Raw genomic sequence first — 15,027 nt, forward strand, 5'->3', positions numbered from 1 at the left:
CCAAGGCCGGAAAATCTTATTTCGGACGCCCCTTACTTCGGGCGCTTGGCGCCGTACTTCGAACGGCGCTGCTTGCGGTTCTTCACACCCTGCGTGTCGAGCACGCCGCGGATGATGTGGTAGCGAACGCCCGGAAGATCCTTGACGCGGCCGCCGCGGATCATCACCACGGAGTGCTCCTGAAGGTTGTGGCCTTCGCCGGGGATGTACCCGATCACTTCAAAACCATTGGTCAGGCGGATCTTGGCCACCTTGCGCAGCGCCGAGTTCGGCTTCTTCGGCGTCGTTGTATAGACGCGCGTGCAGACGCCCCGCTTCTGCGGGTTCTGCTGCATGGCCGGGACCTTGTTGCGCTTCACCGGCGCAATGCGCGGCTTGCGGATCAGCTGGTTGACGGTAGGCATTAAACCCTCTTGTCTCTCAATTCCGTGTCTCGCCCGGTCAGGGCCGCTCAAAGCGTCATTTCCATACGCAAATTCGGGCCATAAACCGCGCCTCGCGGTCTTGCCCGAACAAAAGGCAGAGGAAGCGGAAGCCGCTTCGTGCACGCCGGAAATGTCTTTTCGCTCGTAAAACGAACCCTGTTTGAGGCAAACTCCAAAGCGTGTCGCTTCGGAAGGGAGAGCCTCACATCGGTTCTGACTGGGCGGCTTCTACCCGTAAGACCGCGGACCGTCAAGCCCGGAGCACCAAATATTGCGCGCCGACCAAGGCTTGGCAGCCATGCGAAAACCGCATGTAATTTTCTTTCGCATTTTTGCAAGAGCGAGGAAGAAAGTGACAAGCCTTCAGGCAAAGTGAATGGGTTTGCGCTGTTGCGCGGCCTTGCTTCATGCGAAAAGGCCGCATGAGCAGTCAAAACCCCCTCGCCCGCCCACCCGCTGCCAAGAGGAATCGGCCCGTGAACGACAACGAAGAACGCCCGGTCACCATCATCACCGGCCGGGTGTGGAAGAAAAAAGGCGGCAAACCGGAAGGCGTCCACGTCATGCTGGTTGCGCCCGACGACGATTCGGCGGTGCGCCGGGCGCTCGAATCGCTTGCCGCCGAAGGTTACGCCGAGGCCGAGCTCGACCAGATCGGCGACATGGACGGCATCCCCGACGAAGAGCCGCATATTTCCGCCTTCCAGGGCGCGCTCGAAGGCGAAGTGTCGATCGTTACCTTCGACGTGCCTATCTGACCCCGGTCCAGCTTTCGAATCGACTGCCGAACCGAATCGGCGACCGAGGCCTTCCCAGCCGACAAATGTGCTGCCGCTAAGGGAAGGCTGAGCTTGGCTGCTCGGCTTCGGCTTGCCCGAGGCAAGTGTTCTGATAAGAAGCCATCACCATCATCAAACAGACGGAGCGGCCGTGTCCCAGCCCATCAAGATAGGCATCGTCGGCGTCGGCAAGATCGTCCGCGACCAGCACCTGCCGGCCCTGGCGAAAGACCAGGATTATCGCCTCGTCGCGGCCGCCAGCCGTCACGGCAAGGTGGATGACATCCCGAATTTCCCCACCATCGAAGCCATGCTCGACGCCGTAGCCGAGCTCGAGGCCGTCTCGCTCTGCATGCCGCCGCAATTCCGCTACGACGCGGCGCGGACAGCGCTGACGGCAAAGAAGCATGTCTTCCTGGAGAAGCCGCCGGGCGCTACTGTCAGCGAGGTCGAAGACCTCAAGACATTGGCTGCGCACAACGGCGTCTCGCTGTTCGCCGGCTGGCACTCGCGCTATGCGCCGGCCGTCGAGGCCGCACGTGCTTTTCTAAGTTCAGCCCGCATCCGCTCGGCCGCCATCAACTGGAAAGAGGATGTGCGCCGCTGGCACCCGAACCAGGAATGGATCTGGGCTCCCGGCGGTTTTGGCGTCTTCGATCCCGGCATCAACGCGCTGTCGATTGCCACCTATATCCTGCCGGCCATGTTCATCACCTCGGCGGTGCTCGACTTTCCCGAAAACCGCGCCTCCCCGGTTGCCGCGCGCGTCACCTTCCGCACCTCGAATGGCCTGCCGGTGACGATGGACCTCGACTGGCTGCAGACAGGCCCGCAAAGCTGGGACATCCTGGCCGACACCGACAAGGGCGCCATGGTGCTGTCGGGCGGCGGCTCGAAGCTCGCCATCGACGGCAAGCTCATTCACGAAGAGCCGGAAGCGGAATATCCGATGCTCTACAAGCGCTTCGCCGAGATCGTGCGCGCCGGCGTTTCCGATGTCGATCTGGCCCCGCTCCAGCATGTCGCTGACGCCTTCATGCTCGGCAAGCGCAACGTAGTCGAGGCGTTTTTCGATTGAGCTCTGGAACCGCACTCGCTGATCGCGCGCGCGGGTCGCAGGTTGGGAATAGTCGCGCGACAGGATTGTCGCGCGACTGAGAACCAGCGGATCGCCAGGCTCAATTCCTGGTCCTGCAACCGGCACGCTTGACCATGTCGGCAATGATCAGTGGCGTCGCCGGTGTCTGAGACCAGTTACCCTGACGAGGGGCGCCCGCTTCAAGGGCGGCGCGCACCGCTCGTGTATCCAGGCTGAAAGAACTCTTGCAGGAAACGAGGCCGCCATTGCCGATCGTGTCGGCGATCACGCCGGCGGCTTCGCCAACCCCGGCGACATAGGCGACCAGCGTTTGCCTGGCGACCGGGCTCGTGTCGGCCTTGTCGAGCATTTCCATCACCTGCCCCACCGATATCCGGCCTGTCGCTGTCGACGGGAGGGCGATGGCAGCAAAAGGCGTTATGGACGCGGCGGCAATCGCGATGGCTGCCACGGCAATCCGGCGTTTGAACGAAGGCATAGGTTTCTCCTGTGATGAGGAATTGACAAGAATGATCATTGCGCATAAATAAATTATTGTAAAACGATAATTCATTACGATGGAGTGATAACGGCGATGATTGAACCTGTCATCACGGCTGTCCCCGCCGATCCTGCCCGCCAGCTTAGATTGAGACGCATCCGACTTTTCAGCCTAGTGCTGGCGAGGTGTTTTGTCGTCCTCGCCATATTGCTGACCATCGGTCTGCTGTTCTACTGGCTCAGCGTCTCTGCCAGTTCGATCGCGGCCGATGCGCAAATCCCGCAGGAATGGCTGAGCGAGCTTGGCCTCGGTCGAAGACTGGTCGGGTTCGCGATCTCGTTCGTGCCGCTTGCCTGCCTCGTCTTCGCGCTCATGGCCGCAAGGCGCTGCTTCGGCGCTTTCGCGTCCGGCAACTTCTTCGGTCAGGGCGCCATCAGCAATTTGCGGTACTTTGGCCTCGGCCTGCTGGCATCCGCCTTGCTGAAACCGGTTTCGGCGGCGGCATTGTCCGTTCTGCTCAGCTGGGACGCGCCTGCCGGCCAGCACCGGCTGACGCTCGGTCTCGACAGCGACACGATGCTGACCTTGCTGGCAGCTTGCATCGTCGCTGTCATCACCTGGGTCATGGCCGAGGCATCGGCACTCGCCGAAGAAAACGCGCAATTCATCTGATGAGGATCAGCTCATGCCCATAAGGGTCAGGCTCAATGTCGTCCTCGCCGAACGAAACGTGAAGTCAAAGGACCTGGCCGAATATGTCGGCATTACCGAGGCCAATCTTTCCCTTTTGAAGCAGGGAAAGGTCAAGGGTATCCGGTTCGACACGCTGGAGCGCATCTGCGACTATCTCGACTGTCAGCCGGGCGATCTGCTTCGCTTCGAGAGGGTGTCCGAATAGCACAAAGAAATAGGCCGCCGGGTTGCCCCGACGGCCTTATTGCCTGAGATCGTTGCCGTCCGCGCTTACTGCGCGGCGGTGGTCATGTCGGCCAGCATCGGCTCGGCGACTTCCGCACCCGAGGCCTTGCGGCGCTCGTCGATGATCAGTTCGTCGCGCGAGGTGGCGATGCGCCGGATCTGGCTCATCGTGCCGCCGGTACCGGCCGGGATCAACCGGCCGACGATGACGTTTTCCTTCAAGCCCTGCAGCATGTCGGTCTTGCCGGCAACGGCAGCTTCCGTCAGCACTCGCGTCGTCTCCTGGAAGGAGGCGGCCGAGATGAAGGACGGCGTCTGCAGCGATGCCTTGGTGATGCCGAGCAGCACCGGCAGGCCTTCGGCCGGCTTCTTGCCGTCCTCGACCAGACGCTCGTTGACCTCTTCCAGTTCGATCACGTCGACATGATCGCCCGGGATGTAGGTCGAGTCGCCCTGCACCGTGATCTCGACCTTCTGCAGCATCTGGCGAACGATCACCTCGATGTGCTTGTCGTTGATCGACACGCCCTGCAGACGGTAGACTTCCTGGATCTCGTTGACGAGGTAGGAAGCAAGTGCCTCCACGCCCTTGATCGCCAGGATGTCGTGCGGCGCCGGGTTGCCGTCGAGGATGTAGTCGCCCTTCTCGATGACGTCGCCGTCCTGGAGATGGAACGGCTTGCCCTTCGGGATCAGGTATTCGACCGGCTCAAGCGTCGAGTCATGCGGCTCGATGATGATGCGACGCTTGTTCTTGTAGTCGCGGCCGAAGCGGATCGTGCCGTCGATCTCGGCGATGATGGCGTGATCCTTCGGACGACGTGCCTCGAACAGTTCGGCAACACGCGGCAGACCGCCGGTGATGTCCTTGGTCTTGGCGCTTTCCATCGGAATACGCGCCAAAACGTCGCCGGGGCGAACCTGCGAACCCGGCTCGACCGAAAGAATGGCCTCGACCGAGAGCAGGAAGCGGGCGTCGCCGCCCTTGGACAGCTTGCCGACCTTGCCCTTGGCGTCTTGGATCGCAATCGCGGGCTTCAGGTCGTTGCCACGTGGCGTCGAGCGCCAGTCGATGACCTCACGCTTGGTGATGCCGGTCGACTCGTCGGCCGTTTCCTGAACGGAAATGCCGTCGACCAGATCCTCGTACGACACCCTGCCCTCGATTTCGGTGAGGACCGGACGCGTGTAGGGATCCCACTCGGCGATACGCTGGCCGCGCTTCACCTTGTCACCATCGTCCACGAAGATACGCGAACCATAGGTGAGACGGTGCGAGGCGCGCTCCTTGCCGGCTTCGTCGAGGATCAGCACCGCCATGTTGCGGCCCATGACCATCTGCTGGCCGTCGGAGTTGCGCACCACGTTGCGGTTGCGGATCTCGACCTTGCCCTCATACGAGGCTTCAAGGAACGAGCTGTCCACCACCTGCGCGGTACCGCCCATGTGGAAGGTACGCATGGTGAGCTGGGTGCCCGGCTCGCCGATCGACTGCGCCGCGATGACGCCGACGGCTTCGCCCTGGTTGACCGGGGTGCCGCGGGCCAGATCGCGCCCGTAGCAGACCGCGCAGACGCCAACCCTGACTTCGCAAGTCAGTGCCGAGCGGATGCGGACCGACTGGACGCCGGCCTTTTCGATCTGTTCCACGTCACGCTCGTCCATCAGCGTTCCGGCCTTGACCAGGATCTCGCCCGACACCGGATGGGTGATGTCGTCGAGCGACGTACGGCCCAGCACGCGCTGGCCGACCGAAGCAACGACCTGACCGGCATCGACGATCGGCTGCATGGTGAGGCCCTTGTCGGTGCCGCAGTCGACGGAGTTGACGATGCAGTCCTGCGCCACGTCGACCAGACGACGGGTGAGGTAACCCGAGTTCGCCGTCTTCAAGGCGGTGTCGGCCAGACCCTTGCGGGCGCCGTGGGTCGAGTTGAAGTACTCGAGCACGGTCAGGCCTTCCTTGAAGTTCGAGATGATCGGCGTCTCGATGATTTCACCCGACGGCTTGGCCATAAGGCCGCGCATGCCGGCAAGCTGGCGCATCTGGGTGGGCGAGCCACGCGCACCGGAGTGCGACATCATGTAGATCGAGTTCATCGGCTTCTGACGGCCATTGTCCTCGAACTCGACCGCCTTGATGCGGGCCATCATCTCGTCGGCGACCTTTTCCGAGCACTTGGCCCAGGCGTCGACGACCTTGTTGTACTTCTCGCCCTGCGTGATCAGACCGTCATTGTACTGCTGCTCGTATTCCTTGGCCAAAGCCTCGGTGTCGGAGACCAGCTTGATCTTGGCATCCGGGATCAGCATGTCGTCCTTGCCGAACGAAATGCCGGCGCGGCAGGCATGGCTGAAGCCGAGCGCCATGATGCGATCGCAGAAAATGACCGTCTCCTTCTGACCGCAATGGCGGTAGACGGTGTCGATCATCTTGGAGATGTTCTTCTTGGTCATCTCCTGGTTGGCGGTCTCGTAAGGCACGTTGACGTTCTTCGGCAGAAGCTCGCCGATGATCATGCGGCCAGGCGTGGTGTCATGGATCTTCGACACGACCTTGCCTTCGGCGTCGACCGTGCGGAAACGACCCTTGATCTTGGAGTGCAGCGTCACCGCCTTGGTCTCGAGCGCGTGCTGGAGTTCGCCCATATCGGCAAACACCATGCCCTCGCCCGGCTCGTTCTGGTTGACGATCGAGAGATAGTAGAGACCCAGAACCATGTCCTGCGACGGCACGATGATCGGCGCGCCCGAAGCCGGGTGCAGGATGTTGTTGGTCGACATCATCAGCACGCGGGCTTCAAGCTGCGCTTCCAGCGACAGCGGCACGTGAACGGCCATCTGGTCGCCGTCGAAGTCGGCGTTGAAGGCCGTGCAGACCAGCGGGTGCAGCTGGATCGCCTTGCCTTCGATCAGGATCGGCTCGAACGCCTGGATGCCGAGACGGTGCAGCGTCGGCGCACGGTTCAGCAGCACCGGATGCTCGCGGATGACCTCGTCGAGGATATCCCAGACTTCCGGACGCTCCTTTTCGACCAGCTTCTTCGCCTGCTTGACGGTCGAGGAGTAACCCTTGGCGTCGAGACGGGCGTAGATGAAGGGCTTGAACAGTTCGAGCGCCATCTTCTTGGGCAGGCCGCACTGGTGCAGCTTGAGCTCCGGACCGGTCACGATGACCGAGCGGCCGGAATAGTCGACGCGCTTGCCGAGCAGGTTCTGACGGAACCGGCCCTGCTTGCCCTTGAGCATGTCGGACAGCGACTTCAGCGGGCGCTTGTTGGCGCCGGTGATGACGCGGCCGCGACGGCCGTTGTCGAACAGCGCATCGACGGCTTCCTGCAGCATGCGCTTTTCATTGCGCACGATGATGCCGGGGGCGCGCAGCTCGATCAGCCGCTTCAGACGGTTGTTGCGGTTGATGACGCGGCGATAGAGATCGTTCAGATCCGATGTGGCGAAACGGCCGCCGTCCAGCGGGACGAGCGGACGCAGGTCCGGCGGGATCACCGGAACCACCTTCATGATCATCCATTCCGGACGATTGCCGGATTCCATGAAGTTCTCGACGACCTTGAGCCGCTTCAGATACTTCTTCTGCTTCAGCTCGGAGGTGGTCGACGCCAGTTCCGAACGCAGGTCGCCGGCGATCTTCTCCAGGTCCATGCCGGCCAGGAGGTCATGAATGGCCTCGGCGCCGATCATGGCGGTGAACGAATCCTCGCCATACTCGTCGACGGCGATCATGTACTCTTCCTCGCTGAGCAGCTGGTGCTCCTTCAGCGCGGTGAGGCCAGGTTCGGTGACGATGTAGTTCTCGAAGTAGAGGACGCGCTCGATGTCCTTCAGGGTCATGTCGAGCAGCGTGCCGATGCGCGACGGCAGCGACTTCAGGAACCAGATATGGGCGACCGGTGCCGCCAGCTCGATATGGCCCATGCGCTCGCGGCGAACGCGCGACAGCGTGACTTCGACGCCGCACTTCTCGCAGATGACGCCCTTGTACTTCATGCGCTTGTACTTGCCGCACAGGCACTCGTAGTCCTTGATCGGGCCAAAAATGCGCGCACAGAACAGACCGTCACGCTCCGGCTTGAAGGTGCGGTAGTTGATGGTCTCCGGCTTCTTGATCTCGCCGAAAGACCAGGACAGAATCTTCTCAGGGCTGGCAAGCGATATCCGGATGGAATCGAACACCTGCGCAGGCGCCTGCGGATTGAAGAGATTCATGACCTCTTGGTTCATGCCGTTCTCCTTTTCGGGATCCTCGAAGATCCCTTGCATCTAGTCGCGAGCCAAACGCCCGCCGTCTTTGTCGGCCACTGGCCGTCGAATTCTTCCTGGTTGAGCATGATCCTGTCCGAAAACCGGTAGCCACTTTTCGGGATCATGCTCGAGGCGCGCCGCGGACAGCCGTGGCGCGCCATTGCCTTACTCGGCCGCGTCGGGCAGCCGGACAGGGTTGTCGTCGAGCTTGGTGTTCTCCAGCTCGACATTGAGGCCGAGAGACCGCATTTCCTTGACGAGAACGTTGAAGCTCTCCGGGATGCCGGCCTCGAAGGTGTCGTCGCCACGCACGATCGCCTCGTAGACCTTGGTGCGGCCGGCGACGTCGTCGGACTTCACCGTCAGCATTTCCTGCAGCGTGTAGGCGGCGCCGTACGCTTCCAGCGCCCAGACCTCCATCTCGCCGAAGCGCTGGCCACCGAACTGCGCCTTGCCGCCCAGCGGCTGCTGGGTGACGAGCGAGTACGGACCGATCGAACGCGCGTGGATCTTGTCGTCCACGAGATGGTGAAGCTTGAGCATGTAGATGTAGCCCATCGTCACCTTGCGATCGAACGGCTCGCCCGTGCGTCCGTCATAGAGCTGCGACTGACCGCTGCTGTGCAGGCCCGCCTGCTCCAGCATGATGTTGATGTCAGCCTCATGCGCGCCGTCGAACACCGGGGTCGCGATCGAGACGCCGCGGCGCATCTGCTCGCTGAGGCGAACGATGCTCTCGTCGTCATAGTCACGAACCGGCTCGTTGCGGTCGTTGGCCGGGATGAAGCTCTCGAGCGTCTTGCGCAGCGGCTTGATGTCGCCGGCTGCCTTGTACGTGTCGATCAGCTCGCCGATCTTCCTGCCCATGCCCGCACATGCCCAGCCCAGATGCGTTTCCAGGATCTGGCCGACATTCATGCGGCTCGGCACACCCAGCGGGTTGAGCACGATATCGGCATGCGTGCCGTCCTCGAGGAAAGGCATGTCCTCGACCGGAACGATCCGCGACACGACACCCTTGTTGCCGTGACGGCCGGCCATCTTGTCGCCGGGCTGCATCTTGCGCTTCACGGCCACGAAGACCTTGACCATCTTCATGACGCCCGGAGGCATTTCGTCGCCGCGCTGGACCTTCTCGACCTTGTCCATGAAACGCTGCTCGAGCGCCTTCTTGGAATCGTCGTACTGGCCACGCAGCGCTTCCAGTTCGCTCTGGAGCTTTTCGTTCTCTACGGCAAACTGCCACCACTGCGAACGCGGATACTCGTCGAGCGTATCCTTGGACAGCGTCGAGCCCTTCTTGAAGCCCTTCGGTCCAGCGATCGCTTCCTTGCCGACGAGCACGTCGGAAAGACGCGCGTAGACGTTACGGTCCAGAATGGCCTGCTCGTCGTCGCGGTCCTTGGCGAGGCGTTCGATCTCCTCGCGCTCGATCGCCATGGCGCGCTCGTCCTTCTCCACACCGTGGCGATTGAAGACGCGCACCTCGACGACGGTGCCGAATGTGCCCGGAGGCATGCGCATCGAGGTGTCGCGCACATCGGATGCCTTTTCGCCGAAGATGGCGCGCAGAAGCTTCTCTTCCGGCGTCATCGGGCTTTCGCCCTTCGGCGTGATCTTGCCGACCAGGATGTCGCCCGGCTGAACTTCCGCACCGATGTAGACGATGCCGGCTTCGTCGAGGTTCTTCAGCGCTTCTTCCGAGACGTTCGGGATATCGCGCGTGATTTCCTCCGGTCCAAGCTTGGTATCGCGCGCCATGACCTCGAACTCCTCGATGTGGATCGAGGTGAAGACGTCGTCGGCGACGATGCGTTCGGACAGGAGGATCGAGTCCTCGTAGTTGTAGCCGTTCCACGGCATGAACGCGACCAGCACGTTGCGGCCGAGCGCCAGATCGCCGAGCTCGGTCGACGGACCGTCGGCGATGATGTCGCCCTTGTTGACCCGGTCGCCCATGCGAACCAGCGGGCGCTGGTTGATGCAGGTGTTCTGGTTCGAACGCTGGAACTTCATCAACCGGTAGATGTCGACGCCGGACTTGCCCGGATCGAGATCTTCGGTGGCGCGGATAACGATACGCGTCGCGTCCACCTGGTCGACGATGCCGCCGCGGCGGGCGCCGATGGCGGCGCCCGAGTCACGGGCGACGATCGGCTCCATGCCGGTGCCGACGAACGGCGCCTCGGCGCGCACCAGCGGCACGGCCTGACGCTGCATGTTCGAACCCATCAGAGCGCGGTTGGCGTCGTCGTTTTCCAGGAACGGGATCAGGGCCGCGGCCACCGACACCATCTGCTTCGGCGACACGTCCATCAGATCGACGTTTTCGCGCGGCGCCATCATCACTTCGCCGGCACTGCGGCAAATGACGAATTCGTCGACGAAACCACCGTTCTTGTCGAGCTCGGCGTTGGCCTGCGCAACATGGTGCTTGGCCTCTTCCATCGCCGAGAGATAGACGACGTCATTGGTCAGCTTGCCGTCGACGATCTTGCGGTACGGGCTCTCGATGAAGCCGTACTTGTTGACGCGTGCGAAGGTGGCCAGCGAGTTGATCAGACCGATATTCGGGCCTTCCGGCGTCTCGATCGGGCAGATGCGGCCGTAATGCGTCGGGTGCACGTCGCGCACTTCGAAGCCGGCGCGCTCGCGGGTCAGACCGCCCGGTCCAAGCGCCGAGAGGCGGCGCTTGTGGGTGATCTCCGACAGCGGGTTGGTCTGGTCCATGAACTGCGACAGCTGCGAGGAACCGAAGAACTCGCGCACGGCGGCAGCCGCCGGCTTGGCGTTGATCAGGTCCTGCGGCATGACCGTGTCGATCTCGATCGAGGACATACGCTCCTTGATCGCACGCTCCATGCGCAGCAGGCCGACGCGGTACTGGTTTTCCATCAGCTCGCCGACCGAACGTACGCGGCGGTTGCCGAGATTGTCGATGTCGTCGATCTCGCCCTTGCCGTCGCGCAGTTCAACCAGCGTCCTGACCACGGCCAGGATGTCGTCCTTGCGCAGCACGCGCACGGTGTCCTCGGCCTTGAGCTCGAGGCGCATGTTCATCTTGACGCGGCCGACGGCCGACAGATCGTAACGCTCGCTATCGAAGAACAGCGAGTTGAACATGGCTTCGGCGGTTTCGAGCGTCGGCGGCTCGCCGGGGCGCATGACACGATAGATGTCGAACAGCGCGTCCTGGCGGCTCTCGTTCTTGTCGACGTTGAGCGTGTTGCGGATATAGGCGCCGACATTGACGTGGTCGATGTCGAGAACCTTGATCTCCTCTTCGCCGGTGCCGAGCAGCACCTTCAGCGTCTTCTCGTCGATCTCGTCACCGGCCTCGAGGAAGATCTCGCCGGTGGCGTAGTTGACGATATCCTCGGCCAGATAGTTGCCGAGCAGGTCCTCGTCGGTCGCCTTGATCGCCTTCAGACCCTTTTCGCCAAGCGCCCGTGCCTGGCGTGCGGTGATCTTCTTGCCGGCCTCGACGACGACTTCGCCGGTATCGGCATCGACCAGGTCGCCGACAGCCTTGAGGCCGCGGAAACGCTCGACGTTGAACGGAATGCGCCAATGGTCGCCGGCACGCTTGTAGGTGATCTTGTTGTAGAAGGTCGACAGGATCTCTTCGCCGTCCATGCCGAGCGCCATCAGCAGCGACGTCACCGGAATCTTGCGGCGGCGATCGATGCGGGCGTGCACGACGTCCTTGGAATCGAACTCGATGTCGAGCCACGAACCGCGATACGGGATGACGCGCGCGGCAAACAGAAGCTTGCCCGACGAGTGCGACTTGCCCTTGTCATGGTCGAAGAAGACGCCCGGCGAACGGTGCATCTGCGAAACGATGACGCGCTCGGTGCCGTTGACGATAAAGGTGCCGTTCAAGGTCATGAGCGGCATGTCGCCCATGTAGACGTCCTGCTCCTTGATGTCCTTGATGGACTTGGCGCCGGTGTCCTCGTCGATATCGAACACGATGAGGCGCAGCGTCACCTTGAGCGGCGCGGCATAGGTGAGGTCGCGCTGACGGCATTCGTCAACGTCGAATTTCGGTCCTTCGAACTCATACTTCACGAACTCCAGCATGGAGGAGCCGGAAAAATCGGAGATCGGGAAGACCGACTTGAAAACGGCCTGCAGCCCCTCGTCCGGACGCCCACCCTTGGGCTCCGCCACCATCAGGAACTGGTCATAGGATGCCTTCTGAACCTCGATCAGGTTCGGCATCTCCGCAACTTCCGGAATCTTTCCGAAGAACTTGCGTACGCGTCTGCGGCCATTGAAAGTCTGGGTCTGGGCCATCGTCGCTCCTTAGCTCTAAACTCGGGACGAGCCTCGCCGCGGCTCGCCTTGCATACTGGGCCACCTTGGCGGCAACCCTCTGTCTGTTTTCCCGGCGCCTGTCGGCGGCCGGCTAGAACGGGAGAAAACCCGTTTCCTGAAGGCCGGTTTTCGGCCCTCAGGAAAGAGGTTCTCGCAGATCTCGCGTTACGCGCTCTCCCTTCGGGCGAAGGGAGTGGCGGACGGCGCGAGGCCGCCCGCCGCTTTTACGCTTACTTCAGTTCGACTTTGGCGCCGGCTGCTTCCAGCTGGGCCTTGAACTTGTCAGCGTCGGCCTTGGAAACGGCTTCCTTGACCGGCTTCGGAGCCGCTTCAACCAGATCCTTGGCTTCCTTGAGGCCAAGACCGGTGATGGCGCGGACTTCCTTGATGACGTTGATCTTCTGAGCGCCTGCGTCGGTGAGGACGACGTCGAATTCCGTCTTTTCCTCGGCCGGAGCAGCAGCGGCCGCAGCGCCGCCAGCAGCGGCAACCGCCACCGGAGCAGCAGCCGAAACGCCCCACTTTTCTTCCAGAAGCTTCGACAGCTCGGCCGCCTCGAGGACGGTCAGCTTCGAAAGGTCGTCTACGATCTTTGCGAGATCAGCCATTGTTGTGTTCCTTCATAAGGTTCGAACGTGTGTTTGTGATAGCGAGGAACGGCCTCATGCCGCCTCGTCCTTCCGGGCGTAAGCGCCGATGACGCGCGCGACCGAGGCCGCTGGCGCATTGACGATCTGGGCGATCCGGGTTGCCGGCGTGGCGATCATGCCAACCAGCCTGGCGCGCAGCTCATCGAGCGACGGAAGTGTGGCGAGTGCCTTCACACCGTCGGCATTGAGCGAGGTGGTGCCCATTGCGCCGCCGAGAATGACGAGCTTGTCATTTCCCTTGGCGAAATCGGACGCGACCTTCGGCGCCGCAATCGGATCCTCCGAATAAGCAATCAGCGTCTGTCCCTTGAACAGCTCGATGATCGATGCGGAGTCCGTGCCCTGAAGAGCGATTTTGGCGAGACGGTTCTTCGCGACTTTGACGGTGCCACCGGCAGCGCGCATTTTCGACCGAAGGTCGTTCATTTGCGCGACGGTGATACCGGCGTAGTGGGCCACGACCACTGAACCTGCGTTCGAGAACGCACCGTTCAGGCCCGTGACGAGTTCGCGTTTTTCCGCTCTGTCCACTGCCTATCTCCAGTTGACCCCAATCCTGTTAACGGGAACATCCCATTGACGAGGACAGGCGTCGGGTTGCCTTTTGTCGGCCGGGCCATCCAGTAACGGATCTCCCGAACGACGCTCGAGGATCCTGCCCCCTTTCGCCACATCGACAATCAAGCCGGCGATGCGCAGACAAAAGGCAAACACGGTTCGAACCTTTCATTGGAGCAATCGCTCCGTTGTCCGGTCTTCACCCGTCTCATGCAGGCCCAAATCGAATTAAGGCTTCTGGGCCGCCTGCAATCTCGGACAGGATGTCCGGAAACCTTTCGGCTTCCGGTACCGGGCCGCCGACAAGTCGGAGGTCCGGAATTCACTTGCGGATCAGCCGCTTGGCGGCCGATCCAAATGTTCGTATCAGGACGCGTTGAGCGTCGCGACGTCGAGCTTGAGGCCCGGGCCCATCGTCGAGGTGACCGACACCTTCTTGACGTAGTTGCCCTTGGCGCCAGTCGGCTTTGCCTTGGTCACCGCATCGGCGAAGGCGCGGATGTTCTCTTCCAGGGCCTTGACGTCGAACGAGACCTTGCCGACGCCGGCATGGACGATGCCAGCCTTCTCGACACGGAACTCGACGGCGCCGCCCTTGGACGCCTTGACGGCGGCGGCAACGTCGGTGGTGACGGTTCCGACCTTCGGGTTCGGCATCATGCCGCGCGGGCCGAGCACCTTGCCCAGACGGCCGACCAGCGGCATCATGTCCGGCGTGGCGATGCAGCGATCGAAATCGATCGTGCCCTTCTGGACGATGTCGACCAGATCCTCGGCACCAACGATGTCGGCGCCGGCGGCGCGCGCTTCGTCGGCCTTGTCGCCACGGGCGAACACGGCGACACGTACCGAGCGGCCGGTGCCGTTCGGCAGGTTGACCACGCCGCGGACCATCTGGTCGGCATGGCGCGGGTCGACGCCGAGGTTCATGGCGACTTCGATGGTCTCATCGAACTTCACCGAGGAACGGTCCTTGAGCAGCTTCAGCGCATCACCCAGGGCATAAGCCTTGTTGGGATCGATGCCTTCGCGGGTCTTCGATACACGCTTTGCAATCTTTGCCATGATCTTAGCCCACCACTTCCAGACCCATCGAGCGGGCGGAGCCCTCGACCATGCGCATGGCCGCTTCGACGTCGTTTGCGTTCAGGTCTTTCATCTTCGCGGTGGCAATCTCGCGGACCTTGTCACGCGAAACCGTACCGGCCTTGACCTTGCCCGGCTCCTTGGAACCAGAGGTCAGGTTCGCCGCCTTCTTCAGGAAGTAGCTCACCGGCGCCGTCTTCATGACGAAGGTGAAGGACTTGTCCTGATAATAGGTGATGACAACCGGAACCGGCGATCCCTTTTCCATTTCCTGGGTCTGCGCGTTGAACGCCTTGCAGAACTCCATGATGTTGATGCCACGCTGACCAAGCGCCGGGCCGATCGGGGGAGACGGCGTAGCCGATCCCGCTTTCACCTGGAGCTTGAGCTGGCCTGCAATTTTCTTAGCCATCTCTTTTCCTGCCTTTGTCTATGCCGGTCATGC

Annotated in this window: 12 protein-coding genes; 4 read left to right on the top strand and 8 right to left on the bottom strand. The window is 62.0% G+C overall.

Features of this window, described 5'->3' with window-relative positions; translation table 11 throughout:
- Positions 1–32 precede the first annotated feature (32 nt).
- Positions 33–404 carry a 30S ribosomal protein S12 gene (gene rpsL / locus A4R29_RS14915; RefSeq protein WP_006333356.1) on the bottom strand — a complete coding sequence of 124 codons (372 nt, stop codon included), beginning with the start codon at positions 402–404 and terminating at the stop codon, positions 33–35.
- Between the two features lie 497 nt (positions 405–901).
- On the opposite strand from rpsL, the gene A4R29_RS14920 reads away from it, so the two are divergent.
- On the top strand, positions 902–1,183 hold the full coding sequence (locus tag A4R29_RS14920) for a transcriptional regulator (protein WP_013531420.1): 282 nt from the start codon (positions 902–904) through the stop codon (positions 1,181–1,183).
- A 172-nt stretch (positions 1,184–1,355) separates the two neighbouring features.
- Positions 1,356–2,282, top strand: a complete 927-nt coding sequence (locus A4R29_RS14925) for a Gfo/Idh/MocA family protein (RefSeq protein ID WP_063172207.1) — start codon at positions 1,356–1,358, stop codon at positions 2,280–2,282.
- A gap of 100 nt (positions 2,283–2,382) precedes the next feature.
- Here the strand turns inward: A4R29_RS14925 and A4R29_RS14930 are convergent, their stop codons facing one another.
- Entirely contained in the window at positions 2,383–2,781 is a 399-nt protein-coding gene (locus tag A4R29_RS14930) for a hypothetical protein (protein WP_063172208.1), read from the bottom strand.
- Between the two features lie 96 nt (positions 2,782–2,877).
- On the opposite strand from A4R29_RS14930, the gene A4R29_RS14935 reads away from it, so the two are divergent.
- A complete protein-coding gene (locus A4R29_RS14935; protein WP_063168071.1) occupies positions 2,878–3,456 on the top strand; it encodes a DUF2975 domain-containing protein in 579 nt (192 codons plus the stop codon).
- 13 nt (positions 3,457–3,469) lie between these two features.
- Positions 3,470–3,682 (top strand): helix-turn-helix domain-containing protein, encoded by a 213-nt coding sequence (locus tag A4R29_RS14940; protein WP_013531416.1) that lies wholly within the window; start codon positions 3,470–3,472, stop codon positions 3,680–3,682.
- Positions 3,683–3,747: 65 nt separating this feature from the next.
- On the opposite strand, the gene rpoC is transcribed toward A4R29_RS14940, so the two are convergent.
- From rpoC to rplK, 6 genes are all read right to left on the bottom strand, one after another.
- Entirely contained in the window at positions 3,748–7,944 is a 4,197-nt protein-coding gene (gene rpoC, locus A4R29_RS14945) for a DNA-directed RNA polymerase subunit beta' (RefSeq protein WP_013531415.1), read from the bottom strand.
- Between the two features lie 186 nt (positions 7,945–8,130).
- Complete coding sequence (gene rpoB / locus A4R29_RS14950; protein WP_013531414.1) at positions 8,131–12,267, bottom strand: DNA-directed RNA polymerase subunit beta; 4,137 nt, start codon at positions 12,265–12,267, stop codon at positions 8,131–8,133.
- Positions 12,268–12,518: 251 nt separating this feature from the next.
- A complete protein-coding gene (gene rplL, locus A4R29_RS14955; RefSeq protein ID WP_013531413.1) occupies positions 12,519–12,896 on the bottom strand; it encodes a 50S ribosomal protein L7/L12 in 378 nt (125 codons plus the stop codon).
- A gap of 54 nt (positions 12,897–12,950) precedes the next feature.
- The gene (gene rplJ, locus A4R29_RS14960) at positions 12,951–13,469 is read right to left on the bottom strand and encodes a 50S ribosomal protein L10 (protein WP_013531412.1); all 519 of its coding nucleotides are present in this window, start codon (positions 13,467–13,469) and stop codon (positions 12,951–12,953) included.
- A 393-nt stretch (positions 13,470–13,862) separates the two neighbouring features.
- Positions 13,863–14,561, bottom strand: a complete 699-nt coding sequence (gene rplA, locus A4R29_RS14965; protein ID WP_013531411.1) for a 50S ribosomal protein L1 — start codon at positions 14,559–14,561, stop codon at positions 13,863–13,865.
- 4 nt (positions 14,562–14,565) lie between these two features.
- The gene (rplK, locus tag A4R29_RS14970; protein ID WP_013531410.1) at positions 14,566–14,994 is read right to left on the bottom strand and encodes a 50S ribosomal protein L11; all 429 of its coding nucleotides are present in this window, start codon (positions 14,992–14,994) and stop codon (positions 14,566–14,568) included.
- Between the last annotated feature and the right edge of the window lie 33 nt (positions 14,995–15,027).

Origin of the sequence: Mesorhizobium ciceri biovar biserrulae, from assembly GCF_001618845.1 — a bacterium.
Taxonomy (GTDB): domain Bacteria; phylum Pseudomonadota; class Alphaproteobacteria; order Rhizobiales; family Rhizobiaceae; genus Mesorhizobium; species Mesorhizobium ciceri.